Origin of the sequence: Sphingomonas sp. BK235, assembly GCF_004345855.1 — a bacterium.
Lineage (GTDB): Bacteria > Pseudomonadota > Alphaproteobacteria > Sphingomonadales > Sphingomonadaceae > Sphingomonas.
Window position 1 is genome coordinate 78,478 of record NZ_SLXN01000011.1, and the last position, 25,147, is coordinate 103,624.

Below are 25,147 nucleotides of genomic sequence, written 5' to 3' on the forward strand. Positions count from 1 at the left end.
ATGGCGCGCTCGTTCCCGCCGCCAGCGGCCAGGCGCTGGCTGTACCTGATCCACCGTTGGATCGGCGTGGCCAGCTGCCTGCTCTTTCTCATGTGGTTCTTGTCCGGGCTGGTAATGCTCTACGTCCCGTACCCGGCGCTTACCGATCGCGAGGCGTTGGCGGGTCAGCCGCCGATCGACTGGCCCAAGGTGCACGTACCCCCACGAGAGGCCGAGCAGCTCGCTAACTTGCCAGAGCAGCCGCGCGCGATGCGGCTTGAGATGATGGCAAACCGTCCAGTGTGGCGCATGACGGGCAGGGCAGGCGAGCTCGTGACGATCGACGCCGATACCGCGGCGCTGGTCCGTGGCGTCGGCAGCGCGGAAGCCGCGCGTATCGCGACCGCCTTCGGTCACGCACAGGTGGCCGCCACAACGTTCGTGGAGCGCGACCAGTGGACCGTCGCCAGTCGCTATGATCCGCATCGAGCGCTCTGGCGCGCGACGCTGAAGGGACCAGACGGTCGTGCGCTATACGTCTCGAGCCGTACCGGGGAGGTAATGCTCGACACCGACGCGCACGAGCGCTTCTGGAACTGGCTCGGCGCGGTGCCGCACTGGCTCTATCCTACAGCGCTGCGCCAGCATCCGGAGGGCTGGCGGCAGGTGGTGATTTGGGTGGCCGGACCGTGCGTGCTTGCCGCGATCACCGGCATGTGGATCGGGCTGCTGCGCGTTCGGCTCGGCCAACGCCGATTCAAGGGCAGGCGCGTGACGCCTTATCGAGGCTGGATGCTATGGCACCATGTCGCGGGCCTCACAGGTGGCGTGATGCTGACCTTCTGGATCGTGAGTGGGTGGCTGTCGGTCGATCCGGGACACTTCTTCCGGGGCGAAGACCCGGGCGAAGGCGCCATCCTGCGCTATGAGCGGGCGAAGCTGCCGCCGATCGACGTTCCAGGATTGGACGCGGTGGCACCCCGCCACGCAGTTCGTCTGGACGTCGTGCGCGCGGCCGGGTTGGTCTGGCTCGAGTGGCGAAGCTCCGAAAGGCGCCTCGTCGTCGCTGCTGAGGGCGGGCGTACCTTACCGAACGTCAGCCACCTTTCGAAGGCGGCGCGGGTACTGGTTCCTGACGGCGCCGCTGCGCGGGTGACCAGGCTGACCGCGCCCGACTTCTACTGGTATGACGTCGGCAGCGAGCTGCACTTGCCGGTCCTGCGGCTTCGCTTCCAGGATCCGAGCGGGACCTGGCTGTACCTGGATCCGGCCACTGGCGCGGTACTCAGCAGGATCGATCGGCGAGGGCGCGTGTACCGTGTCGCCTACGATCTGCTGCATCGCTGGGATGCTATCCCGTTGGTGATCAATCCACCTGCACGCCGAGCCTGGATCTGGCTCTTCTCGATCGCCGGGGTGGTCACCTCCGTAAGTGGCGTCTTGCTCGGATGGCGACGCGCGTCGCGCATCATAATCCTGCGAAGGCCCAGCGTGCCGCCCCCTCCATCCTAGTCGTTTAGGAGATCCGCAGAGCCGGCGTACGAGCCTCGCCCTGCGAGATGAACGAATGGCAAAAGTCGGGGAGCGACTAAGGCCTACTAAATGACCGGTGTTGGGTCGACGTACTGAGACCTGTTCTAGTCGGGTGGGGGCCGATACCGACCGACCCGATCGATCACTTCTTCTTTTTGTCGGGGCGCTGAGACAGTGCGGATCCAGCTGCCGTCTTCGAGTCCTTGCCGGTTCGACCGTCCTTCAGGACCTTCGAGGCTGCCTTGCCGGCTTTTTCGCTCGTGTGCTCGTTCTTCGCCATCTTTCGGCTCCAAGCAGGCACCATCTTGTGGTGCAAAGGACAAAACCGCCTATTAGTTGATTAGTTCCCGACCTGTTCCGTCGAGGTTACGGTCTTGGATGGCGACATGAACGACCGACGACATATGGTAAGCGTTGTCGGTGCCCTGAACGTCGGAAAATGGGTCGTCGAGAGAAGCGGCGACCGACCGCTGTTGACACATAGGGCGGTATAGATCCTAAGGTGCCCAAGCCAGCTTAGGTGCAGGTAAGCACCTTTCGTGCCAGCGCGATAACGGTAGTTCCATTATGGTCCGTCCGAAAGGCCTCAGCGGGATAGCTGCCCGGGCGGTAGGGTCGTCCTGAGTTGAAGTGCTGCTCGCCGGCAACCAGGCCGGCTCGATCACCGGGCGCAGCTTACGGCCTGCTCTACGGCCGCCTCAATCGTTCGGGCTACCAGCAATCGTTGCAAGTAGCCCGAACACCTTCAACGTGCTGAAGCGAGACGCATGTCGGCCGCGCAGACAGGACAGTGGCAGCGGATCAGCTCAGGTCGGGACTGCCCAAAGAGTGTTTAATGTCCTCATGGAATTGCCAGTTGCCCTCGGCCCATCGCACAGCTTGCACCGACTCCGTGATCTTCCAGCCTCCGTCGGTGCGGGCAAAGCGGAGGTCGTAGGTCCCGACAAGCGACTGGTATGGGCTACCGTTTGCGGGCCGGTAGTAGTGGCTAGCATGCATAAGTACGTGACATGACGCGGTGTCGCCTGCAATGACGATGCCTTGCGGCACCAAGATGTGCTCGTCGCCGTCCAGCTGCTCGTGGAACTGCTTGGCCAGGGCGCACCATCTATCTGCAGACACCGTCATACGCCCCATCCCGATCGTCGGCCTATGGTCGACCTCGATCTCGGCACCGTAGCAGGTGCGCAGCAGGTCAAAATCGTGCGTGTCGGTCGCCTGTCCGTATCGTTGAACCAAGTCCGTTATGGCGGTGTAATCGAGAAGGTAGTCGACCTTGGTCTGCAGGTCTGCGCTTCGCACGTGGAGCAATTGCTCAGCTGTACTCTCAACCATCGCGGATCTCCCTTGGACGTGGTCGATATCGCACCGCGCCCGACTCTGTGGTAAGCGGAGGCTTGCTCCGCTAGCGCTATATGCGGAGGTATCCTCCGTTTATCAAGGGCTCTTGTCAGATGTCATCCGACCCGCCTCGCACGACCCGTCGCCCTCGTATTGACGGCGAACGCAACCGCGCGGCGTTGCTCGCGGCCGCCCACCAGGCGCTCGTCGGTGAGGGTGCAGATGTCAGCCTCGAGCGAATTGCCCGCGCTGCGAAGGTAGGCATAGGGACGCTGTATCGTCACTTCCCGACGAGGAACGCTCTGATCGAGGCCGTGTACCGCCAGGAGATCGACACGCTGGTGGCGGCGGCATTCGAGATCGCGAAGACGGGCGCACCTCGCGAGGGGCTGCGCGCCTGGTTGCGAATGTTTGTCGATTTCCTCGAGACGAAGCGAGAGATCGCCGGTGTCCTCGACACGCTGATCGGCGGATCGGAGCCGCTCTACAGCAAAACTCCGACCTTGCTCTCACCCGCGATCGATATCCTTGTCCGGCGGTTGGAGGTTGCCGAAGGCACATCGGTCCCAATCTCGCCGCTCGATCTACTCCGCGGGATCGTTGGGGTCGCGACAGTCCGCCAAGGCCAGAACTGGAAGGAGCAGACTTACGCGTTTGTGGACGTTATGCTGTCCGGCCTTTTTGTCCACCAGCCGGCAGAGCGCGAGCCTCGGGGAGAGGTATGAACAAGCGGCCGGAAGGCGGAGGCGAGCAGAAGCCTCTGAGTAACCGCGAATAGATCCTCGGCACGAGAGGGAAGAGGGTTTTCCGCCCAAACCTGACGCTTAGGTGGGCTATAGGTCTGCCCGCAAGCAGCCACTCGTTCACCGCGATCATTCGCGTTTCCCCATCGTCGAATGCCGGTTCAGGGAAAGAGCAATCGGGAACAGATTTCGGTAAAGGGTATGCTCCGGACGCTTTTCAGCGCGATCAGCACAGCCACCTTCACGATACGATTTCGTTTGCGGGAAGGCTCGCTCACATCTGCTGGTGAACCCCCGCCGAAAGGCCGCTGCCTCAGCGGCAAGCGACCCATCGCGGGCATCATGCTTGCGTGTAGTCCCACGCGCTGGCGGAACCCAGCGCCTTCCGAAATGCATCTCGGCCACTTCCAGCGAGCCACGAGCGAAACGTCCGCATGTCCGGGTTGATGGCGCGCAGCACCTCCATATCGGCATTGCCCGCCAGCGTGCCGTCTGTCATCCGTTCAACAAGCTTCGCCAGGAACGGATTGCTCGCCAGAACTTCGTCGGGGAAGCGCGAATAGGTAATCGTCCGACCTGCCGCCTCCGTGAAGTAGGTAGCGATGTCGCCTGCGATGATGGAGTCGCTGGCGATCTCCAAGACCGTTCCGCCAAAGCGCGGCCGATCCGCAAAAATCGCCGCCACGAACCGGCCGATGTCCTCCACCGCCAACAGCTGTACCGACTGCTTCGGCTCCGCGAACGACAGGAAGTGCCCGATGTCGAGGCCGAAGCCCGGCATCACCAGCATGTCCATAAAGCCGACCGGCCGCACGATGGTCGCTGTGACCGGCAGCGAGCGTATATGCGCTTCGATGCGTGCCTTCGTATCGAAGTGCGGCAAGCCGATCGGCTGCTCTCCTACTCCTGAGGCGGAGCTGTAGACGAGGTGCTGGACCCCGGCTTCGACGGCCGCGTCGGCAGTCGCCTTGCCGTAGCGCACCTCGTCTTCGTCGCTCACATTGTACAGGGCTCCTTGGCCGGAGCTGGGCTGGACGCTGAAGACGCCGTGAACGCCAGCCATCGCGGAGCGGATCGCGTCGGCGTCGTCGAAATCTCCCTCCACAAGCTCGATCCCCGCTTCGGCGAGGCTGGCCGCCTTCGGCGATGCTCGATCGCGAACCAGCGCCCGAACCTGCCATCCAGCGCTCAGAAGCGCGTTGGCGACCGATCCGCCTTGCTGACCGGTCGCTCCGAACACCAGAAGCGTTTCAGTATTGTGGGACATGAGACACCCTCGATTTTGGTCAAGGGTTACTCATATATACCCATGAAGGGGCCACGGAAGACGGCACATTTCTGAGCCGCAGGCACAAGGATGACACTCTTGAAGAAGGCGACGATGGCCAGCGACGCTGTGGAAATCGAGGAACGCCTCGGCTTCAAGCCGTGCGCGCCGACAGGTGTTCTCGCGCGGCTTGGCGACAAGTGGACCGTCCTCGTTATGTCGCACTTGGCGGTCGCACCGGATCACCGGGCGCGTTTCTCAACCCTGAAGAACAGCATCGAGGGCATTACGCAGCGCATGCTCACCCTGACGCTTCGAAACCTGGAACGCGATGGCCTGCTGACGCGACACTATTTTACCGAGGTTCCGCCCCGCGTTGAATACCAGCTCACGGAAATGGGATCAGGTATGTTGCCGGCACTCGAGAGTTTCACCTCTTGGATCCGAGAAAACTGGCCGCTTATGGAGGCGTGCCGACGCGCGTTCGACGAAGCCCGTCAATGAGTCGATCTGCGGATGCTCGGCCGACTGACGGGCAACGGGCCAAGCCCTTGCACTCAGCGTCCTGAGGTTTTCCCGTTCTGCCATCGTTTGCGGGAAAGCAGGCGGGCCAGCCAACGTCGCCGATGCACGCTCCCTCGCCCGAGAGCGGCTGGTCCGCTCTCCTGCCAGAAGCGGCCGGCCCGCTAGCGCCCAAACGTAGCCGTTCACCGGCAATGCGCCCCCGGCGTAAGCGGACGTTGGTTCAAATGCGGCGCCAATGTAGAAGGTCGTATGATCAAGCCTTACGTCCTTCTTCTTCGGGATGCTTGCTTTTGGGATGTCGCTGAGCCGAAGTCGAAAGCGCCTTAACGTGAACGTCCGCGACCGTGCGAAACCTGCATCGAGCCTGTGATAGCTAGCCGCCTCCGGAAGCTTCCGGAGGCGGCGCCCTGCTTCGATGATGCAGAGTTCGACAACAGCGTGTGCACGAGCAGCCGCTGCCGCCCGGTCGTCGTTGCTCGTCAAATGAGCGCTCTTTCGATCGCCCGGGCCAGATCCGCTCTGAAGGCATTTGTCTCAGGCCCCGGCACCAGGTCAAAGCCGTGGAAGACGCCGTCATAGACGTGCAGCTCCGTCGGCACGCCCGATCGGATCAGCCTGCCGGCGTACTCGAGCGCCTCGTCGATCAGGATATCGAGACTTCCCATCGCGATGAAGGCCGGTGCGAGGCCGGCGAGGTGCTCGTTACGAGCCGGCGCGAGATAGGGCAGGCTCTCGGGTGTTACCTTAGCCAGCCGCGCCTTCCACAGCTGACGGGTGTATCTCGGTGTCAGAACGAACTCCCCTGCGAACGGGTTCTGCACCGGCGCGTCGGGTCCGGCGGTTCGATCATCGAACGCCGGGTAGATCAGCAGCTGCGAGCGGACCGGCACCCCGGCATCGCGCGCGCGCAGGGCGGTGGCCGCGGACAGGTTGCCCCCGGCGCTATCACCCATGATCGACACCCGATCGGTCGTGAAACCAAGCTGCACAGCGTGGGCGTGCAGCCAGCTCAACGCTTCGAAGCAGTCGTCCAGAGCTGCGTCACCCGGCGCTTCAGGAACGAGGCGGTAATCGACCGAGAGTACGACGACCGCGTGTCGCTCGGAGATGTCGGCGCAGAAGGCGGCGAACATGTCGGGTGAGCCGGCAAGCCACCCTCCCCCGTGAATGTGGAGGATGGCACCGCGAACCGGCCTGCCCTGGGGCTGGAAAAGGAGTGCGCGTACAGGCTCGTCGACGGTGCGCTCGATGAAGACCTCCTCTTTGTCCACGAGATCCGGCGATCCATACGCTTGCTCGTAAGCGCGGCTCAGTCCCTCACGGATCTGATCGATAGACTGTGTTTCCGTGTCGAAGACGGGGATGACGGCAGCGGCATCGCGATAGGCGGGCGCGACGAGATGGAGCGTGTCCATGGCTAGGATCCTCGGTAAGTCGATGACGGAACTGACCCGTAACCTATATCGGTAACGGCCGTTCCGTAATTACGCGGCAAGCCAGCCGAATACAAGAGTGATCGTTATGGAAAATGAGAGCCTACCACGCCGACGCGGCCGCCCGAGGAGCTTCAACGTCGACGAGGCCGTCGCGAAAGCGGCGCTGCTGTTCTGGGTGCACGGCTACGAGGGCGTGTCTGTCGACCAGCTCACGACGGCGATGGGTATCACTACCCAGAGCTTCTATGCCGCTTTCGGATCGAAGAAGAGGCTGCACGAGGAGGCACTGGCTTGGTACGAGCGAGAGGTCTCGCAGCCGGTTCGCGACGCACTCACTGGCGAGAGGGACGTCGCCCGGGCGATCCGCAACACGCTAGAGGCATCGGCAAGGCTGTTTGCCGGGGGTGAATATCCGCTCGGCTGCATGCGCTCGACGGCCGGGATCGCGACCTCGCGAGATAACGAGGAGATAGCGCTTCACGCGACGGCTCAACGCATGGCGACGGTGGCCATCATCAAAGCGCGGCTCGATCAAGGTCTCGCAGATGGTCAGATCGGCAGCACCGCGGACACGCGCATAGGAGCGCTGTACCTGAATGCAGTGATCGTCGGCATGGCCGTCGCCGCCCGCGACGGCGTGCCGCTTGCTGATCTGCTCGTGATGGCCGAGGTTGGGTCCGCGCTGCTCGATAGGAACCTGGCGCCGGAACGATCTTAGCTAGCCCTATCAGACGGTTGCGTGGGTTCTCATTCATTACAAACCCAGGGTCGACCCCGCAGCAGCCTTCGCTCTGCGGACGGGCTCGTTTCCTGGTGCCCTGTTCCCACAGCCGTAGGGCTGCGATGGGACGAGCGCAGTTGAGCTGAATGGATGGCCGGAGTTGGGTGGCCGACGAGTAGCCTTGGGTGACCGGAAATGGGTCCTCGCGTGAGCGGGAGAGGGGCTTCGATCGCCCAAACCTTGCCACCGGACACGCAATCCAGCCGCTTTAACGAGGTCGTTCGTTCGCAAACGCCCTCACGCGGCATGTCACAGATGACTGCACTTCAGGTCAATAACGGCTGCAGCGAGATCCGAAACGTGTCCGCCCAGGATGCGCCGCTCTTTGTCCAAGCAGCGCTGCCTCGGTGTTCGCTCATCCTTTGGCCTCAGAGCCTGACGAAGCACAATCAGGTCGGATTGAGTAAGCGGGTAGGTCGACGGCCGTGCTGGGAAACCGGACGCTTCGCCCTGCGGTGGCGAGCTTGTGGTGACTGATTCAGCTATCGAAGCATCGGCGAGGGTGGCTGTGCAAACCAGAAGAGCCGCTCGGGTTATAGCCACGCCACATCTCACCATTTCGACGTACCACTATCCGCGGTTCTTACCAAGGCATCCAGACCTTAAAGGTCCCAAACGGATCCTTCGCAAAGATGGAACGTCAATCGCCGCGGCGTATCGCCGGTCGCCTTCCCGAAGCCCGATCAGCCGCTTTCCTGCCAGAGTAAGCCAACCAGACAGCTACGCGGAATGGCCGCACGCTTGGAACACCGACGTGAACGAGTGAGCGGAGGTGGGATGCGGGCAGGGCGGCGGGAACGGCCGCTTCTGGATCCAGCGCCCGCAGATTGCCTAACAGAGTCCTATTCAACATGAAGCCAGTCGGAGGTCTGACCTTCAGCTTTTTCACCCAATCTGGCGGGATTAGAGATCGGTTTACGAAGGCGTCGCTACTTCCCGCGTCAAAGGGAGGCTGGCATGCTCGACAAGGTAGTTTTCTCCGGCCCGGCTGGGTACTCGCTTTCGGTAGGACCGACGTCCCTCGATGCGCCCGCGTGGGTGCAGGCGGTAGGATCGATTGCCGCGATTCTGGTGGCAGTCTGGACGGTGTCAGATCAACGTCGGCAGCAGGAAAACGCGGCCGTCGAGCGCGACGCGGCTTTCGCGGAGTTCATCGAGCGCTTTCTGAAAGACATCGATGGGACGATTGAGGCGATTGCCAGCGACATCGAGTCCGCCGGTCGTCGCGGTCAGCTCGTTCAAGCCTGCGAAGAGGCCCTGGAGCGCTTCGACCGCTACATCATTCAGCGCTTCGAGAAGCTCCGCAACATGGAGCTGAAGGAATGGCCAGACGTCGAGTTTGCCAGCCTGTTCAACGAGGCTTTTATCGGTCTTGATCGCCAGTTCAAGCAACTCCAGCTCACGGCCACCGAGCAGGTCGCCAAGCAGGCGCTGGAGATGGAGGCGGTTCATAACAGTAGGCTCGCTGCTGCGGCGGCTGCGGCGCGTGCCGATGAGGAGGACGAGGAGTTCCTCGGCGACATGGACGATGGCGAGGTCGTCGTGCGCACAGGGGGTGAGGACTGGGGCCGCTTGATGCGGGACGCATGGCGTCGCCGCACTGGGGATGAGGAGGAGCAGCGACTTCTTGACCATGAGCAGGCGCTTCGAGACGAGCAAAGGGCCCTTGAGGATGACGCTGCCCGCTACGCGGCTGCCGAGTGGCAGGAAGAGAAGCACACCCTCTACGTGGAGCTTATCCAGCCACTCTACGACATCTCGAACGAGTGGTCTGGCGAGGCTTCAAAGCTTCGGCGTGCGATCGCTCGGTACAAAGAGCTTGTGCCAACCGGGCTCTCGTTCGAGGATCGCGCCAAGCGTCGTCGATACCGCAAGTGGTGGTACGTCGCGTGACTTGCCAGTGCGTGGGGGCTAAGCTGCGCGCCCAAGTAGGAGCGCGCAGCTCGTTTAGTTAGAACGGCATCGGCTCCCAATGGCAAGCGCTCGGACCAGCCCAGCAGTCCGGGAAGGGGCTCGGGTAATCGGCATCACTCCCGCCATCGGGACAGTGATCGCCAACCGCCTGCGTCCAGCACTCTGAGGCTTCTCGCGTCCCGCTGCCGAATTGCGCAATGCAGCGCTGAGCGACCTGCATGCAGCGATCCTTCGACCACACGTCGCCATCGTTATACTGGGCGAAAGCCGACGTGGAGCAGAGTGACACAGCGTAAACCGCTGCGATAATTTTCGCTACTTTCATAATGCGACCTCCCGGTGCGCCGAGTCGTGCCCGGCACCTTAGCGTAGGCGCCTCGATGTACATGGCAATATCGCTGTCGTATTCTGCAAGCGTTTACACTCGCATCGGTTCAATTCCGCATGTGCGAAGGACTTGGCGGCTTTTTCACGGCTGTGCACCTGCAGCAGTGGGCGGAGTAGGGGAGGCGCATGCCCCCGGGCAAACCAACCGAACCGTTCCGCTACTCAATTCGTCGCTCGAGCGCCCTTCTAGTTGCGCGGAACGCTCGTATGAGCCGAACGCCAAGATGAACAAATGGCCGCAGTTGAAGGGCGGGAAGTTGGTCCTGAGTGGCTGGTTTGGGTCTCCCTCGGTGGTCAAGCGTAAGGATCGACGGAACTTAGATGAGAACGCTGAACTATGCGTGCTCGTAGCTGGCGCCGCCGCGCGCGGTTTGAGCTAGGTCGAGGCGCTCATCACGCGCGGTTTGGTCGACGGGAAGATCCTGGCGATCCCAGACCGGATCTGCTCGGCTGGAACAAGCCTGTTGAGGAGGCGAACCGCCAGTTTCGCTGAACCGGGGTCCCGGGACCTCAGGCCGCGGCCGACTAAGTTATTGATAGCACGCATCCTTTCCTCGTTTTCAGCGTATCGACTGGCGGCGCCCGTCTGAGCGGGAGTGCGTCGCCTCGCGCTGATCCGGGGCAGGAGAGATGGCGATGGCCGGAAGTGAGCATCTGATCGATGCTTTGGACGCGCGCGTGGCACGGCGCGGCCAAAGGCGAGATTTCTTCAGGACCGCGATCGCAGGGGTCGCGTTGGGCACCGCCGGGCTCGCGCTCTCCGGCCGCGCCGAGGCGCAGAGCGCGCCGAGCGACACCGACATCCTCAATTTCGCGCTCAATCTCGAGTATCTCGAGGCGCAATTCTACAGCTACGCCTATAGCGGCGAGGGCCTGCCCGCGGCCCAGCTCACCGGCACGCAGACACAGGGCGCGGTGACCGGCGCGCGCAAGGCCAATCTCAGCGACCGGGCAGTGATCCAATATGCGCGCGAGATCGCGGCAGACGAACTGGCGCACGTCGCGTCGTTGCGTCAGGCGTTGACCACGACCGCCGTAGCTCAGCCAGCGATCGACCTCTCGGCCAATGTGTTCACCGCCGCGGCGGTCGCTGCCGGGGTCGACCTCAGCGCCAGCGGCGGGATCTTCGACCCTTATGCCAATGACGACAACTTCCTCATCGCTGCCTATATCTTCGAGGACGTCGGGGTGACCGCCTACAAGGGCGGCTCGCCGCTGCTGAGCAATCCCGACATCGTCGACGCGGCAGCCGGGATCCTCGCCGCCGAGGCGTTCCACGCGGGCATCATCCGCGGCGCACTCTACCGCCGCGGTGTCGAGGTGCCGGCCGTGTGGACGATCACCGACCAGATCTCCGACGCGCGCGACACGCTCGACGGCACTGCGGTGTCCGCTGGGCCGCCGCAGCGCGTGGCGGACGACGACCAGGGCGTCACACCGGTGCAGAACCAGTTCGGCCTCGCCGCGAACATCGTGCCGACCGACCAGAATGGCATCGTGTTCAGCCGGACCGCCGAGCAGGTGCACAACATCGCCTATCTCACCCGTCAGGCCGCCACGGCGGGCGGTTTCTTCCCCAACGGTACCAACAACCCCAACGCGGCGCTGCGCCGCTCCGGCGCGAACTGAGGAGGCGGCGATGAGCAACCAGACCGAGTTTCTCGACCTCATGGAACGCGCCGAGCATCAGCGTCGCGCGCGCCGCAACTTCATTCGGCTATGCGGCGGTGCGGCGGCGATGACCGGCGGCCTAGCGCTGCTGTCGGGCTGTGACGACGACGATGACGGGGAGCCTGCTCCTTCCGTGTCACCGACGCCGGCGCCGACCGCGAGCGACGTCGACGTCCTCAACTTCGCGCTGCAGCTCGAGTATCTCGAGGGGAATTACTATTCCTACGCCGTGTCCGGTCAGGGCATCGCGGCGAGCCTGCAGACGGGCGCGGGCACGCAAGGTGCGGTGGTGACCGGCAGCGGCGACGGAGCCGCACGGGCGGTGACCTTCACCGACGCGGTGGTGCAGCAATATGCGCGCGAGATCGCGTTCGACGAGCTTGGCCATATCGGCTTCCTGCGCGCCAACCTTGGCAGCGCTGCGGTGGCGCAGCCCACGATCAATCTTTCCGGCAGCGCGAGCGTGACGATCGGCGGCGCCACGGCGGTCGGCGCCTTCACCGCAGCAGCGCGCGCGGCGGGGGTGATCGGCGCGAGCGAGATCTTCGACCCCTTCCTCAACGACGAGAACTTCCTGATCGGATCGTACCTGCTGACCGACGTCGGCGTGACGGCCTATCGCGGGTCGGCTCGGCTGATCACGAACAAGACCTTCCTGGAGGCGTCGGCCGGCATTCTCGCCACGGAATGCTACCACGACGGCGTGATCCGCTCCGAGCTTTGGCGGCGTGGGCTGACCGTGCCGAGCATCTATACGCGCCTCACGAGCATTTCGAACACGCGCGACGATCTCGACGGCTCGACCGAGAACGACCAGGACATCGGCGACGCCACCACCGCCAACCTCGTTCCCACCAACGCCGGCGGACTGGTGTTGGGTCGAAACGCCGCGCAGGTGCTCAACGTCGTTTACCAGAACAAGGCAGCGGTATCGTCGGGCGGCTTCTTCCCCGCCGGCCTGAACGGAGCGATCAGGACGAGCCAAGCCAATGCCTGAGCAGAAGCTGGCGACGCACCAGCAGCGGACGCGCCGGTAGCTGGCGTACACGCGGCGGACTTATCGTCCGCCGCGTGCTCGCGATGCAGAGCCTCTCGTCACTTCGGTTCTTTGTACGTGCCGATCAGCTCCCCGGTCGCGATGACGTGCCCGGCCGCGGCCGCGAGCAACTGGTCGCGCGTCGCCCCGATCGGCAGGTCAAGCTGCCGGTCGAGCGCGAGCACCTGGAAGTGATAGTGGTGCGGTGTGTCGCCCTTCGGCGGCCGTGGTCCATACCAGCCGACGGTGCCGCGCCCGCTCGTGCCCTGCATGATGCCTTTGAGTGACCCACCGCTCAGGCGGTCGCGCTCCTGCAGCCCTGAAGGCAGCTGGGTGGTACCTGCTGGCACGTTCCAAGCGACCCAGTGAACGACCGGCTTGGCCGAGCCGTCCGGATCCTCGACCAGGATCGCATAGGAGACGGCGTCAGGAACCGCGGACCAGTTCAGCGCGGGGGAGATGCCGAGGCCATATTCGCTGTGGTCACGCGGGATCGCGCCATCGGCGACGAAGCCCGCCGAGCCGACCGTGAGCCGTGCCGCGCCCCTCGCCCGGGTCTCGGGACGCTGGAGCGCCAGCGGCACGTTGCTGCCGCGCGCCGCCTGCTTCAGCATCGGGCCGGGTGGCGGCGTGAGCGGCGCGGCCTGGCCGCGCGCGCCGTCGTAGGTGATACGGTAGATCACGCCATTGGCGTCATCGGAGAGCAGGATCGAGCCGTCGCGCATGATCGCCACGCCGCACGGTCGGCCAAATTGGCCGGTGCCGTCGCGGCTCTTGAACCCGCTGACGAAGGTCTCGACGCGGGTCGCCTGGCCGTTCGCGTCGAAGCGGATGCGAGCCAGCTCATAGCCGGACGCGGGCTTGCGGTTCCAGCTTCCGCGCAGCGCGACGAAGGCGTCGCCTGCGACGTCCGGCCCGAACCCGCCGCCCGGGTGGAAGGCCATCTGCATGCCCGCCGAATGTGCGACGTGCATCAGCACCGGATTCGCCGACGCTGCCGCCCATTGCGCCGCGGTGAGCCCGCCTGGCGGCTCGTCCTGCGGGTTTCGCTTGCCGTCCTCGAACACATAGGGCCAGCCGTACCGCTTGCCCCGCTCGATCTTGTTCACCTCCTCGCGCTGAAGGTCGTTGCCCAGCCAGTCGATACCTTGGTCCCAGCCCCACAGCTCGCCGGTGCGGGGGTGCCAGCCGAAGCCGATGGTGTTGCGCAGCCCCGACGCCCAAATACGCCGCGTCTTGCCGTCGAGGCTCGCCCGGATCAGCGTCGCATTCTCCTGGCTGGACTCGTCGCAGGCGTTACAGGTCGAGCCCGTGCTGATGTAGAGCATCTTGTCGGGGCCAACCGCGAGCGTGCGGTTGAGGTGTTGGCCGGCATCAGGCAGGTCGTTGATCAGCGTCTCCACGGTGCCGATGCCGCCGTCGGGACGGAGCGGCGCGCGGAACACCTCCTTGGCCGTCATGAAGTAGAGCATGCCGTCGTGGATCGTCAGCCCGTGCAAGCCGGGGCGATTGACGATGACGGTCGGTGGACCGTCCGCGCGACCGTCCCGGTTCGCGTCGACCAGCCTGACGATGTCAGCCTCCGACCGGCGGCTGACGTAGACAGAGCCGTCCGGCGCCACTGCCATCACGCGCGTGTTGCCGAGGTCGCTTGCCCACACGGCGGCGCGATAACCGCGAGCTAGCTTCAGCGATGCGGCAAAATCGAGATCAGGCTTCAGCGGTGTGAGTTCGTAGAAATGCGCCTGCACCGGTCGCTTGTCATTGTCTTCGGGACTGCTCTGCGCGAGCGCAGGCGCGGCGGCGAGGAGGAGCGCGGCGGCGAGCGGTGCGACCTTCATGAAATGCTATCCCCTTGTTTCAGGGAGACAATGCGCGAGTCGCCCCGATGGGCGCACTCGGGGGAGCATCCACTCCGCTGAACGATCGGCTGCTTTCGCGATTGATCTCTGAGCCGCTGAATGACCCATTCGGGTTTCTCTCCGCCGCGCAGCTGGCAGACGGCTACCGACTTGTTCCCGGCCCTTCGGTAGGTCGGCGCAGCCTTCCAGTGTCAGCCGTTCCGGCAACTCGCGATCAAATTGCGTTCATCTTCGCCCGTTCCGCCATTCGGCCACATGATCCACCAAGGCGCGTAATTTGAGCGGCATGTGGCTGCGGCTGGGGTAGTATAGGAAGAAGCCCGGAAGTGGCGGACAGAACGGCCTTAGCACCTCAATCAGTTCTCCGCTGCGCAGCCACGGCGCGAATGTCTCGGACATGCCGATGGTCAAGCCGCTGCCGGCGAGCGCCATCTTCACCATTAGCGGCATGTCATTGCTCGTCACTTCAGGCTCGACCTCGACGGCGAAGTCGCGCCCGAGCTCGCTGAACTCCCAGCGATAGGGAGCCGTGCCCTCGGACGAACGCCAGCCGATGCAGCGGTGTTGTGTCAGCTCGCGCGGGTGAAGCGGTGTTCCGGCCGCTGCCAGGTAGGCGGGCGAGGCAACGACGATCTGGCGCTGCTCCTCGCTCACCGGCACCGCGATCATGTCGCGTTCGATCACCTCACCGAGCCGCACGCCAGCATCGAACCCACGTGCCACGATATCGAACCTGGCATCGGTAACGAGAACATCGAGACGCACATGCGGGTGGGCGGCGCGAAAGGACGCCAGCAGGTCTCCCGACAGAAAGGTTTCCGCGATAGAAGATACCGCGAGGCGCAGAAGGCCGGCAGGCCTGCCTTCATGGGCAGCTGCGGCCGTAGCTGCCGCTTCAATGTCGGCGAGCGCCGGCGCGACGCGATCCAGCAGTGCTTCGCCCGCCTCCGTCAGCGCGACACTGCGCGTCGTCCGACGCAGCAACGCCACCCCCAGCACGTCTTCCACCTTGCGGACGGCTTGGCTAACCGCCGAGCGGGTGACGCCGAGCTGATCGGCCGCGCCCCTGAAGCTGCGGGCGCGAGCAACCGCCGCGAGCGTACTGAGAGCGTTGAGGTCGAGGTTCATTGTCCAGACACGCTTACCGGACCATGCACGATTGCACCAATAGTCTCGACCCTTTCCAGCGCTTAAGTTTGTACCGGCCACGCGGCTGGCCGACCAACGAACGAGCGCCGCCCGGCATTCCGTCGCTGCGCGACGAGCCGCGCTTATATCGGAATAGTTTAGCGACGGATCGGTCCACGAGGAAGAGATGCAACATGACCCGTTCATTTAGAATCGCCATATCAGATGACCGCCTAGTTCGGATCCGTCGGCAGATCGAAGATTTCGAGTGGAAGGATTTTCCCGATGCCGGCGGCTGGAAGTCTGGCGTAGGCCTTACTGATCTTCGACGCCTCGTTGATAATTGGATAAAGACCTTCGATTGGCGCGCTCAAGAAGCAAAACTCAATCGGCGGCAGCATTATCTCACCGATGTTGACGGGCAAACGCTTCACTTCGTCAGGGCGCGCGGAGACGGCTCGCGGCTCCCGATCCTGCTCCTACATGGCTGGCCCGGGTCGTTTATCGAGTTTGAGGAGCTGATCGATCCGCTGGCGGAAGACGGGCACGACGTTGTCGTTCCATCGCTGCCCGGCTTCGCGTTCTCCGGCCGTCCAGACGCGCCCATCGGGCCGCGACGCACGGCCGCGCTGATGGACAGGCTGATGCGCGAGCTTTTCCCGGGTAAGCGCTATATCGTTCAGGGCGGCGATTGGGGCAGCGCCGTCGGCGCTTGGATGGCTCACGACTATCCCGATCGCGTCGCCGCGCTCCACATCAACATGATGACAGCGCAGGCAGACGGCGTTGACCCCGAGACCGCCGAAGAGAAGGCCTGGGGCGAGCGCGTCAGCAAGCTGGCAGGGGAGGAGCGCGGCTACTTCCTCGAACAAAGCACCCGCCCTCAGACGCTCGGCATCGCCATGTCGGACAGCCCGGTCGGTGTCGCCGCCTGGATACTCGAGAAGTTCGGCGTTTGGGCGGACGTTGCTCGCGACGACGCCGGTCGTCCCGACCTCTGGGCTGCCTTCGACGAGGATCTACTTCTCACCAACATCATGCTCTACGTGGCGCCACGATCGTTCGTCACGTCGACGTGGCTTTATCGTGGGCGGGTCCTGGAAGGCTCCCACGTTTTCCCGGCCGGCTCGCGCGTCACCGTTCCTACAGGGGTGGCGGCGTTCCCCGATCCGGTCTTCCCGCTTCCGCCGCGCGCGCTCGCCGAACGCAGCTACAGGATCGAGTCCTGGACGGACATGGAACGTGGCGGCCATTTCGCGGCGCTCGAACAGCCCGATCTGCTGCTGGCCGATCTTCGCGCCTTCGTGGAAAACGTTCGATGACGCCGCGGGCGCCGCTCTCCTACGAGGTGCTCAAGGCTGCTGAAGCTCGTAGGTGGAGGCGCTCGCCAATCTGACAGTCGCGAGCCTACCTGGCGCGCCCTCGATGCCGCTCGGATGCAAGGACGCGCTGGTGGAGGTGATCGTGCTGGTTCGCGGTCACTCATTCAAGTCGGGGCGCAGTGGGGAAGCGGGCGGGCGCTCCCTGCGCTGAGGGCAGGACGGTGATGTCGGATGATTCAGCCCAGAGATTGATCCCGCCGTCCTCGGCCGCCTTGTCGATCGCGGCAAGATCGTCGGACGAGAAGTCGAGCGCCTTCACCGCATCGAGCGAACCATCGAGCTGTTCGACCGTGCGCGCTCCGATCAGCGCGGAGGTGACGCGCGGATCGCGCAGAACCCATGCGATCGCCATCTGTGCCAGCGTCTGCCCGCGCCCCGCCGCGATGTCGTTGAGCGTACGGATCGCCGCCATGTTCTGGTCGGACAGCATTCCCTGCGACAGCGAGCCGCCGCGGCCGGCACGTGCGCCCTGCGGGGTGCCGTGCAGATATTTGTCGGTCAGCATGCCTTGTGCCAGCGGCGAGAAGGCGATGCAGCCGGTGCCGAGGTCATCCAGCGTGGCAAGCAGCTCGCGTTCGATCCAGCGATTGAGGATCGAATAGCTCGGCTGGTGGATAAACAGCGGCACCCTCTCCTCGGCGAGGATCTGCGCGGCCCTGCGGGTCAGTCCCGGATCGTAGGAGGAGATGCCGACGTACAGCGCCTTGCCCTGCCGGTGGAGCTGGACCAGGGCACCCATCGTCTCCTCCAGCGGGGTCGCCGGATCGACGCGGTGCGAATAGAAGATGTCGACATAGTCGAGCCCCATCCGCTTCAGGCTCTGGTCGCAACTGGCGATCAGATATTTCCGCGACGAGCCGATGTCGCCGTACGGGCCGGGCCACATGTCCCAGCCGGCCTTGGTCGAGATCACGAGTTCGTCACGGTGACCACGCAGATCGGCGGCGAGTACGCGCCCGAAATTCTCCTCTGCCGATCCGTAAGGCGGGCCGTAATTGTTGGCGAGATCGAAATGGGTGACGCCGCGGTCAAAGGCGCGCCGCAGGATCGCGCGGCCAGTCTCGAACACGTCCGCGCCGCCAAAAATTTGCCACATGCCGAGGCTGATCGCGGGCAGACGCAGACCGCTTCGACCAGTACGGCGGTAGGGCATCCGGCCGTCATAGCGGTCGAAAGATGCGGCATAGGGCGGGGTAAAGGGCATGGAGGCTCCTGTTTTTAACAGGTTAACGCACGAAGGCACGCGGGTTCCAGCCGGGGCGTGTCGACCCGGCGCGGCGGATGTAGTGAGTTGTGCGTACCAGTCGGCATAGCCGGTGTTGCGTGCTAGGCGGCGGTTGAGGTCGGGCGCGCCGTCGGTCCACCACACCGGGCCGCGCTCGCACAGCGCGACCTTGGCCGCGTCGACGCGCGCGCGGGCGGCGCGGAGCGCGACGGGATCGTCGCGGCGCAGCGCGCTCTGCACCGAGCGACGCGCGGCCATCAATTCCTTGACCAGCGCCGGCCGCGTGTCGGGCGGGAGCGCGGGGTCGCTTTTGCGCCACAAGCGCCCGCGCACCACCAGGTAGCGACCATCGGGCGTCGTCGGCGGATCGGCTACCGGCGTCGCCAAGCGCCGGCACTTAGGGCCACCAGCGCGACCTCCGCGACGCCGATCCCCAGCACGGCGGCGGTGCGGCGCCGCTCCGGATGGCGTCGTCCGCCATCGATGCCGGCTGGGTAGGCGGGGGCCTCAAACAGTGCGCCGCTGCCATCCGCGCCCGGATCGGCCTTGCGCGTCCAACGATCCATGAAGCCGTTCATGAGCGCGGCTGACAGGTTGGGGACTAGGAGCTGGTTCAGTTTTAGCGCGAGGGCGGGCGCACCGACGACGGTGGTGTTGCGCGGCCGATCAGCGAGCCGCACCACCGCCTGTGCCACCGTTTCGGGCGCCAGCGAGCCGGGCGGCAGCGACAGCTTCGCGCCGGTGTGATTGGCGGCGTGATCGATTCCCGGCGTATCGACGAAGGTGGGAAAGACATCGCAGATATGGATCCGCGGGTGCTTCGACATCTCGCCGCGCAGCGCCTCGCTGAACCCGCGAAGCCCGAACTTGCTCGCCGCATAGGCCGCCGCATAGGGCGTGGAAACGAATGCGCCGACCGAGATCATGTTGATGAAGATGCCATGATCCTGCGCCAGGAAGATCGGTAGCACCGCATGCGCATCGTTCATATGGCCAACGAGGTTGGTGGTGACGACCTGCGCATGCTCGGCGATCGGCACGTCCTCGTAGCGGCCGACGACGCCGACCCCAACGTTGCTGAACCACACGTCGATCCCGCCCAACGTGTCGCGGGCTGTGGCGGCCAGCTGCGCGACGGCGTCGGCATCGGTCACGTCGACGATCTGGACCTGCGCCTCGCCGCCTGAAGCCCGGCAGCGCGCGGCGATATCCTCCAGCCCGGCGACGCCGCGCGCGGCGAGTACCAGATGCGCCCCGCGCCGGGCGAAGGCGACAGCGGTCGCCGCGCCGATCCCGCTCGATGCTCCGGTGATGACCACCCGGATCGCTGTCGTTCTGCCTGTCATGTCTGCTGCCTCGTCCGATCGACAGGAGCCGGACGATCCGGGGGCGTCGCCGTTCCGACTGGCGCGCTCAGGCGAGCGGTCCGGGTTGGCAGTCGAGTGCCGCGGGCACCTCCAGATGGAAAAGTTGGGATGAGCAAGCGTCGGAAGGTGGGAGAACGATCTCGAGAGCGCAATGACCGCTTGTGGGTTCTCGGCACGAGAGGGCAGGGGGCCGGAAGCGCCCATTGCAGACATGGGTCGACGTTGTCATCCCACGGAAAATGCCGTCTCAGAGGCACAAGCAGATCCACAACGAGCCGGGCGCGATTGACCCTGAGCGCCGCTCGCCGCACGACCTTGACAACGGGGCCGCGGTCACGCGCGCCCATGCCCATGCTGACCGAGCCGGGGCTGGTGTCGTTCTGCGCCCGGGTGCGCCAGGCTCGGTGCTCAGCGCCGGCCACCTGCGCGGCGACGCCGACGTGAGTGATGCGCTCGGTCGCATCGATCCGGTCTAGCACGGCCTCGGCGAAGCCCAGTGCCGTGGCGAGGCGCTGCTGGACCGTCTCCTGGATCACTACCATCGTCGCGCCGAGGTCCATGCCGCGGGGATTGCGCTGAAGCGGCTGGTCGAGCGGCTGCCGGATGACAATCGAACTGTCCTCGGCAAGGCTCAGCGCGGCGCCGCCCTCCTGGGCCATCGACAGCACGCCGCCGTCGAGCCGGCGCTGGTTGCCGAGTTCGGAGGAGAACAGCCGGTCGGGGCCGAACAGCGCGGCTTGAAGGAGGTGGTCAGCGAGCGCCGGTGCCTCAATCTCGACCGGTCGCAGAACCTGTTGGCGGAGACCGGCGGCGACGACTAGGTCGACGGTGGCAGGAACGACCATGTTGCGGCTCTCGGCCGGCAGCACCGACGACGCGCGGGCGGCGAGTTCGTCGGGATCGGCGCTGCCGAACGCCTCGTTAAGGGCCACGTCGTGCAGCGCCCGGATTATTCCTCCCTGCAGCTCTTCGGCGTCGGCGAAGCCGCCGCGAAACAGGCCGCCCTCCCAACCCTGGACTTCGGCAATGAATTCGGCCTGCCGAGGCTCAGGCGCGACGCCGTGCTGGACGAAGGCGAGCACCTGCTTTGTGCCGCGTGCCTCGCGATATTCCTCGTGGGTAGCGGACAGGCCCGAGCCCGGCTGCACCGGCCCGTAGCCCTCGCCGAGCACAAGCACGACGATGTCGGACTGGCGGACACCCTGGAGACAGGCCACCTGCGGAGAGCTCGGCATGGCGCCGAAGTCCTCGGCCATGATCGGTGTGTGCCGCAGCGTCTCGACGGCACGACGAGCGGCGGCGCGAATCGGGCCCTAGCCGGAAATGAGAGAGCTGATGAAAATCTTCATGCGACCGTGATACGCGGCCCTGCGGCGATCGGAAACATATCGTCGCCCGCTCAGCCGTTAGCAGTCTGCATGGGCCCATCGGCTTAACGAATGACCGAAGTTGGGAAGCGCTCCCGGTACACTGAACGGCCGGAACTGGGTCATGCGCGAGGAAGGCGAGATGCCCTCTTACAGTCAGCTCGATCGCACGCTTGAGAGGGGGTCCAGCGCCGCTGTTTTGTGCTCCGAGCTGCTTCTGCTGCACGCCGGAGCAAGCGGCCTTACAACCTGATCAAGATCAGCGTAACGCGTCTGCGATCCCGCTAATTCAGGTAAGTGCCCAAGATCAATCCAAGGTCGTTCTCGCATGTAGAGGCGCTGCCGCTCGCGATCTGCGTGCCCGCTCGTAACGAAGCTGCGGAGCTGCCGAAGCTTTTTGCAGCTGTGGAGCGACTGGAGCGAGTGGGCATTGCTCCTAGGCTCTGCCTGCTGCTCGATAGCTGTGATGACGCCAGCGTCGCGTTAGCATGCGACTATGCCGCACGCGCATCGATGCCCGTGATCGTTGAGGAGGTGGCAGCATCCGACGCAAACGCGGGCCGCGCACGGCACCGGGCCATGATGCTGGGCGACCGCAGCCTGATCGGTGAGGGCGTGCTGCTCACGACGGATGCGGATAGCATTCCATCGTGCGACTGGTTGCAGGCGATGGTGGCGGGCTTGCGCCAGGCTGACGTAGTGGCTGGAAAGGTAGTGCGGACCGTCACTCGATCGAACCCGTTGCTGGACCGCCTGGAGGCTTATTACGAAGCGCTTCATAGGCTGCGGCGCTCGCTCGACGCGGTAGAGTGGGAGGGAAAGGCAACGCACCATTATGCAAGCGGCGCGAACCTCGGGCTGCGTGTCGCCAGCTACCGCAGCCTCGGCGGGTTCGAGCCGCTGGCAAACGGAGAGGATGGACGGTTGGTCGACGACGCGGCACGTGCGGGCCTACGCGTGCGACGCGATGCGGCGTGTGTGGTCCACACCTCCGATCGCCGCTTCGGCCGCGTCGCGCACGGATTGGCCGGCACGCTTCGCACGCTCGACCGCGATGGTGACACGATCGACGTGGCCCATCCTCGCGACGCCGCTTGGCAGTACCGCAATCATGGGATTGCACGTCTCGCCTTTGCTAAGGCCGACTTCGCTCCGCTGTCGGTCGCCGTCGGACTGACGATCGACCATCTTGTCGGCGTTGCCCGCGATTGCCCCAACGCAGAGGCCTTCGCCATGCGGATCGTTCCGACCCCACCCGGTGGGATGCGGCGAGTGTCGTTGGGGATCGCCGAGCTCGAGCTGGCAGCAATAACCGCCGGTCGGCGCGCGGCATGAGCGACCTGCGCCGTGCTCTGGCTGCACGATCGACGCTGCTGCCTGGCCTCGCGGATCCCGCAGATGCCGATACTCTCCTGCGTTTGCTGCGCCTTCTCTACGCCGTCGGCCGAGCCGACCTGCCGCTCGGGCGACTGCTGGAGGGGCATGTCGACGCGTTGCAGATCATCCACCGCTACGGCGATACGGCACAGCGTATCCGCGCGACCGCGGCGGTCGCGAGCGGTGCTGCCTTCGGCGTCTGGAACGCGGATCTAACGGGCGAACCTCTGCGACTGGATGGTGGGCGGTTGACTGGAGGCAAGAGCTTTGCCAGCGGTGCCGGCCTGCTGTCCCACGCCTTGGTCACCGTTGATGTCGAGGGCAGGCGACAATTGCTGCTCCTCGATCTGGACCGCACCCCTCCGTCGATCGATCGCTCCTTCTGGCGAGTGGCAGGCATGCAGCGGTCAGAGACTCATGTGGTGCGATGGAACGCCGCGAAGGTTGCGTCGGATGACATGATCGGCTCGCCAGGCGACTACATACGCGAGCCATGGTTCAGCGGCGGCGCGCTGCGTTTCGCGGCGGTTCAGGCAGGCGGTATCGCGGCGCTGCTCGACCATAGCGCCGCGCATCTAATCGCTGCAGGCCGAGCGGGCGATCCACACCAAGCGGGACGGCTCGCCGCGCTCTACGGTCTGGCCGAGACGGCGACCGGCGCTATCCGTACCGCCGCGGCCGGCTGGTTCGCTGAAGAGGAGAAGCGCCTGCCGCTGGTCGCCGCTGCGCGCGCTGCCGTCTACGCCGCTGGCGGCCCGGCGATTGAACTCGTCCAGCAGGCGGTGGGGGTGCAATCGCTCTTTGCCAATCATCCGCTCGCGGCAGCGATCACCGACTTGGCGATGTACCTGCGCCAGCCCGCGCCTGACGCGCAGCGGATGATCGTTGGCGCCGCAGTGGCGACGGGGACGCTGACGCCATGCCTGTGAGACTCCGCGTCGGCGCGCCTCGACGTCTGCTGGTCATCGCTCCCCATCCCGACGATGAGGCGATCGGCGCCTATGCGCTGATGTCTCGACTGCGCCGGCGCGGTGTGTCGGTTCGGGTGGTTGTAATGACCGACGGGGCTGCCTCGCACCCAAATAGCCACAGGTGGCCACGTCAGCGACTGGTGGCGGAGCGGCGACGGGAAAGCCGTCGTGCCCTGCGCCGGATCGGCGTGGCTGCGGGGGCCATGACGTTTCTCGATCTTCCCGACGGTCGCCTCCACACACGCATCTTCGCGGCCCGCCGCGGCCTCGCACGCGCGCTGGGCCATGTCGGCTCGGCGTTGATCGCAGCGCCGGCGGCGAGTGACGATCATCCCGACCATCGTACGGTCGCGGCGTGCGTGGCGGCGCTGCGCCGCCCGAATCTGCGCCGCCTCGCTTACCCCGTGTGGCCGGCGGGCCGGCAGCCAGCCGGCGCTTGCTGCCTCTTCCTGACAGCGCAAGAGCGGCTCGCGAAACGAGCAGCGGTGCGCAGCTATCGCACCCAGGCCGGCCGCATCATGGACGATCCCGCAGGCTTTGCGATGACCCGTCGCCAGATCGCGGCCTTCACGCGCCAACAGGAAATGTTTGTGGAAGTGCGGCAGTGAGACCGATCACGCTTGACGGGTTCGATCGCAAGTTCGTCGATGACGATGATCCCTGGTCCACGTTCACGAACCGGGACGAGGCCTTGAAGCGTCGTGCCATCCTGCACGCCATGGGGCCAGGCCCCTGGGGGCGCGTACTCGAGCTGGCGGCGGGAAACGGCTCCAACAGTGCGGCGATCGCTGAACGCGCCCTACGTCTCGACGCGACAGAGGGCACCGCGAGCGGCACAACTCTGGTGGCGAGGGCGCTGAAAGGGCGGCGGCGAGCGCGTGCGCTGAAGCTGATCGTTCCTGCGGCACTGCCACGCCTGCGCTACGACATCGCCGTCGTGGCCGAAGTCATCTACTATCTATCCGCACGCGACATGGCGCGAACCGCCCGGGACGTCGCCACCGCGCTCAGGCCCGGCGGCATGCTGGTCCTGGCGCACCACCGCGTCGACTACCCCGACTTCGCGCAGCATGCCCCGCATCTGCAGCGTGCCTTCCTCCGAGTTACAGGTCGCCGCTGGCAGGTGCGCGTTGTGCGGCGGACCAGACGCTGGGTCGTGCTGTCCTGCAATCTCAGAGACCGGCGATGTTCCGACCAGCCTCTAGCACCTGACGCTCGCCTGTGCGCGTCCCGCCGAGTTGCTCTCCTAGGTGCCCGTACGAAGTCGGCCGCTTCAGCAGAAGCACGAGCATCCGGTTACGGGCACCGAGCTCGAGCGCTGAGCGGCCGGATCATGGACCGCGGTGTACCCGCGTAGCTGTAGCCGTTTCGTTCGTCTGCTGCTCGTCTCTATTGGTGAACGCCTTACGCTACGTCGTCGTGGCGGACGATGCCACCGGAAGTCGTATGCCAGATCAGGTCGCTTAACGGGAAGCGTCACGTCAGCGAACAACTCTCAATGTAGCTTCGGTCGGATCTACCGGGTCCATGATAAAGGCACCTGCGTCACGCTGCGCGACCAACCAGGCGACGTGCTCGACCGAGATACGCTGGCCTGGAACGAGCCGAGGCACGCCTGGAGGGGCCGGGACGATCATCTCCGCTGCGATCCGTCCGGCGGCGTCTTCATATCGCACCATCTCCGCCGGGCCGTTCAGCGCGCGCGGTCCGGGCATGGCCATGTCAACCGACAGCGTCGCGACCGACGGTATCGATCCCATCGGTGGCAGCAAGTCAGGCTCGGCCTCGAGACGGGCGAGGAGATCGCTGAGCGCATGCTCCAACGCTCGAAGATCGGCGCGGGTAGTGCCGAGCG

General features: G+C 65.1%; 21 protein-coding genes and 1 pseudogene. 12 read left to right on the forward strand and 10 right to left on the reverse strand.

From position 1 onward, the window contains the following. Positions 1–1,491 (forward strand): PepSY domain-containing protein, encoded by a 1,491-nt coding sequence (locus tag EV292_RS19955; RefSeq protein ID WP_132911024.1) that lies wholly within the window; start codon positions 1–3, stop codon positions 1,489–1,491. 163 nt (positions 1,492–1,654) lie between these two features. Here EV292_RS19955 and EV292_RS22800 read toward each other — a convergent pair whose 3' ends face one another. Further along, a complete protein-coding gene (locus EV292_RS22800) occupies positions 1,655–1,792 on the reverse strand; it encodes a hypothetical protein (RefSeq protein WP_165895571.1) in 138 nt (45 codons plus the stop codon). A 521-nt stretch (positions 1,793–2,313) separates the two neighbouring features. Next, a complete protein-coding gene (locus EV292_RS19960) occupies positions 2,314–2,847 on the reverse strand; it encodes a nuclear transport factor 2 family protein (RefSeq protein WP_132911025.1) in 534 nt (177 codons plus the stop codon). 119 nt (positions 2,848–2,966) lie between these two features. Here EV292_RS19960 and EV292_RS19965 point away from each other — a divergent pair, with 119 nt between their 5' ends. Next, the gene (locus tag EV292_RS19965; protein WP_165927207.1) at positions 2,967–3,578 is read left to right on the forward strand and encodes a TetR/AcrR family transcriptional regulator; all 612 of its coding nucleotides are present in this window, start codon (positions 2,967–2,969) and stop codon (positions 3,576–3,578) included. Between the two features lie 358 nt (positions 3,579–3,936). Here the strand turns inward: EV292_RS19965 and EV292_RS19970 are convergent, their stop codons facing one another. Further along, entirely contained in the window at positions 3,937–4,863 is a 927-nt protein-coding gene (locus EV292_RS19970; RefSeq protein ID WP_132911027.1) for an NmrA/HSCARG family protein, read from the reverse strand. 99 nt (positions 4,864–4,962) lie between these two features. Between EV292_RS19970 and EV292_RS19975 the strand changes: the two genes are divergently transcribed. After that, the gene (locus tag EV292_RS19975; RefSeq protein WP_279432446.1) at positions 4,963–5,367 is read left to right on the forward strand and encodes a helix-turn-helix domain-containing protein; all 405 of its coding nucleotides are present in this window, start codon (positions 4,963–4,965) and stop codon (positions 5,365–5,367) included. Positions 5,368–5,867: 500 nt separating this feature from the next. On the opposite strand, the gene EV292_RS19980 is transcribed toward EV292_RS19975, so the two are convergent. Further along, positions 5,868–6,803 carry an alpha/beta hydrolase gene (locus EV292_RS19980; protein WP_132911028.1) on the reverse strand — a complete coding sequence of 312 codons (936 nt, stop codon included), beginning with the start codon at positions 6,801–6,803 and terminating at the stop codon, positions 5,868–5,870. 106 nt (positions 6,804–6,909) lie between these two features. On the opposite strand from EV292_RS19980, the gene EV292_RS19985 reads away from it, so the two are divergent. The 4 genes from EV292_RS19985 (at position 6,910) to EV292_RS20000 (ending at position 12,574) form a co-directional block, all read left to right on the forward strand. Next, positions 6,910–7,542, forward strand: a complete 633-nt coding sequence (locus tag EV292_RS19985) for a TetR/AcrR family transcriptional regulator (protein WP_132911029.1) — start codon at positions 6,910–6,912, stop codon at positions 7,540–7,542. 1,020 nt (positions 7,543–8,562) lie between these two features. Continuing rightward, a complete protein-coding gene (locus EV292_RS19990) occupies positions 8,563–9,498 on the forward strand; it encodes a hypothetical protein (RefSeq protein WP_132911030.1) in 936 nt (311 codons plus the stop codon). Between the two features lie 1,044 nt (positions 9,499–10,542). Further along, entirely contained in the window at positions 10,543–11,535 is a 993-nt protein-coding gene (locus EV292_RS19995; RefSeq protein ID WP_132911031.1) for a ferritin-like domain-containing protein, read from the forward strand. Positions 11,536–11,545: 10 nt separating this feature from the next. After that, positions 11,546–12,574: a ferritin-like domain-containing protein gene (locus tag EV292_RS20000; RefSeq protein WP_132911032.1), complete on the forward strand. Its 1,029-nt coding sequence runs from the start codon at positions 11,546–11,548 to the stop codon at positions 12,572–12,574. Between the two features lie 98 nt (positions 12,575–12,672). Here EV292_RS20000 and EV292_RS20005 read toward each other — a convergent pair whose 3' ends face one another. Further along, positions 12,673–14,454 carry a YbhB/YbcL family Raf kinase inhibitor-like protein gene (locus EV292_RS20005; RefSeq protein ID WP_132911033.1) on the reverse strand — a complete coding sequence of 594 codons (1,782 nt, stop codon included), beginning with the start codon at positions 14,452–14,454 and terminating at the stop codon, positions 12,673–12,675. A gap of 246 nt (positions 14,455–14,700) precedes the next feature. Continuing rightward, entirely contained in the window at positions 14,701–15,603 is a 903-nt protein-coding gene (locus EV292_RS20010; RefSeq protein ID WP_132911034.1) for a LysR family transcriptional regulator, read from the reverse strand. Positions 15,604–15,797: 194 nt separating this feature from the next. On the opposite strand from EV292_RS20010, the gene EV292_RS20015 reads away from it, so the two are divergent. Beyond that, positions 15,798–16,925, forward strand: a complete 1,128-nt coding sequence (locus EV292_RS20015; protein WP_132911035.1) for an epoxide hydrolase — start codon at positions 15,798–15,800, stop codon at positions 16,923–16,925. A gap of 160 nt (positions 16,926–17,085) precedes the next feature. Here the strand turns inward: EV292_RS20015 and mgrA are convergent, their stop codons facing one another. The 3 genes from mgrA to EV292_RS20030 form a co-directional block, all read right to left on the reverse strand. Further along, positions 17,086–18,189, reverse strand: a complete 1,104-nt coding sequence (gene mgrA, locus EV292_RS20020; RefSeq protein WP_132911047.1) for an L-glyceraldehyde 3-phosphate reductase — start codon at positions 18,187–18,189, stop codon at positions 17,086–17,088. Positions 18,190–18,581: 392 nt separating this feature from the next. Further along, entirely contained in the window at positions 18,582–19,556 is a 975-nt protein-coding gene (locus tag EV292_RS20025) for an SDR family oxidoreductase (RefSeq protein WP_132911036.1), read from the reverse strand. Next, a complete protein-coding gene (locus EV292_RS20030) occupies positions 19,553–20,884 on the reverse strand; it encodes a DUF4062 domain-containing protein (protein ID WP_132911037.1) in 1,332 nt (443 codons plus the stop codon). Before EV292_RS20030 ends, EV292_RS20025 begins: the two co-directional genes overlap by 4 nt. 357 nt (positions 20,885–21,241) lie before the next feature. Between EV292_RS20030 and EV292_RS20035 the strand changes: the two genes are divergently transcribed. Genes EV292_RS20035 through EV292_RS20050 form a run of 4 tightly spaced genes read left to right on the forward strand, consistent with a single transcriptional unit; the run spans position 21,242 to position 24,649 of the window. Next, the gene (locus tag EV292_RS20035; RefSeq protein WP_132911038.1) at positions 21,242–22,279 is read left to right on the forward strand and encodes a glycosyltransferase; all 1,038 of its coding nucleotides are present in this window, start codon (positions 21,242–21,244) and stop codon (positions 22,277–22,279) included. Continuing rightward, the gene (locus EV292_RS20040; protein ID WP_132911039.1) at positions 22,276–23,250 is read left to right on the forward strand and encodes an acyl-CoA dehydrogenase; all 975 of its coding nucleotides are present in this window, start codon (positions 22,276–22,278) and stop codon (positions 23,248–23,250) included. Before EV292_RS20035 ends, EV292_RS20040 begins: the two co-directional genes overlap by 4 nt. Next, positions 23,241–23,900: a PIG-L family deacetylase gene (locus EV292_RS20045; RefSeq protein WP_132911040.1), complete on the forward strand. Its 660-nt coding sequence runs from the start codon at positions 23,241–23,243 to the stop codon at positions 23,898–23,900. The genes EV292_RS20040 and EV292_RS20045 overlap by 10 nt, the downstream gene beginning before the upstream one ends. Continuing rightward, positions 23,897–24,649, forward strand: coding sequence for a class I SAM-dependent methyltransferase (locus tag EV292_RS20050; protein WP_132911041.1), 753 nt, complete (start codon positions 23,897–23,899; stop codon positions 24,647–24,649). The genes EV292_RS20045 and EV292_RS20050 overlap by 4 nt, the downstream gene beginning before the upstream one ends. Before the next feature lie 124 nt (positions 24,650–24,773). On the opposite strand, the pseudogene EV292_RS23405 reads toward EV292_RS20050, so the two are convergent. Continuing rightward, positions 24,774–25,147, reverse strand: a pseudogene (locus EV292_RS23405) (amino acid decarboxylase); the annotation flags it as partial.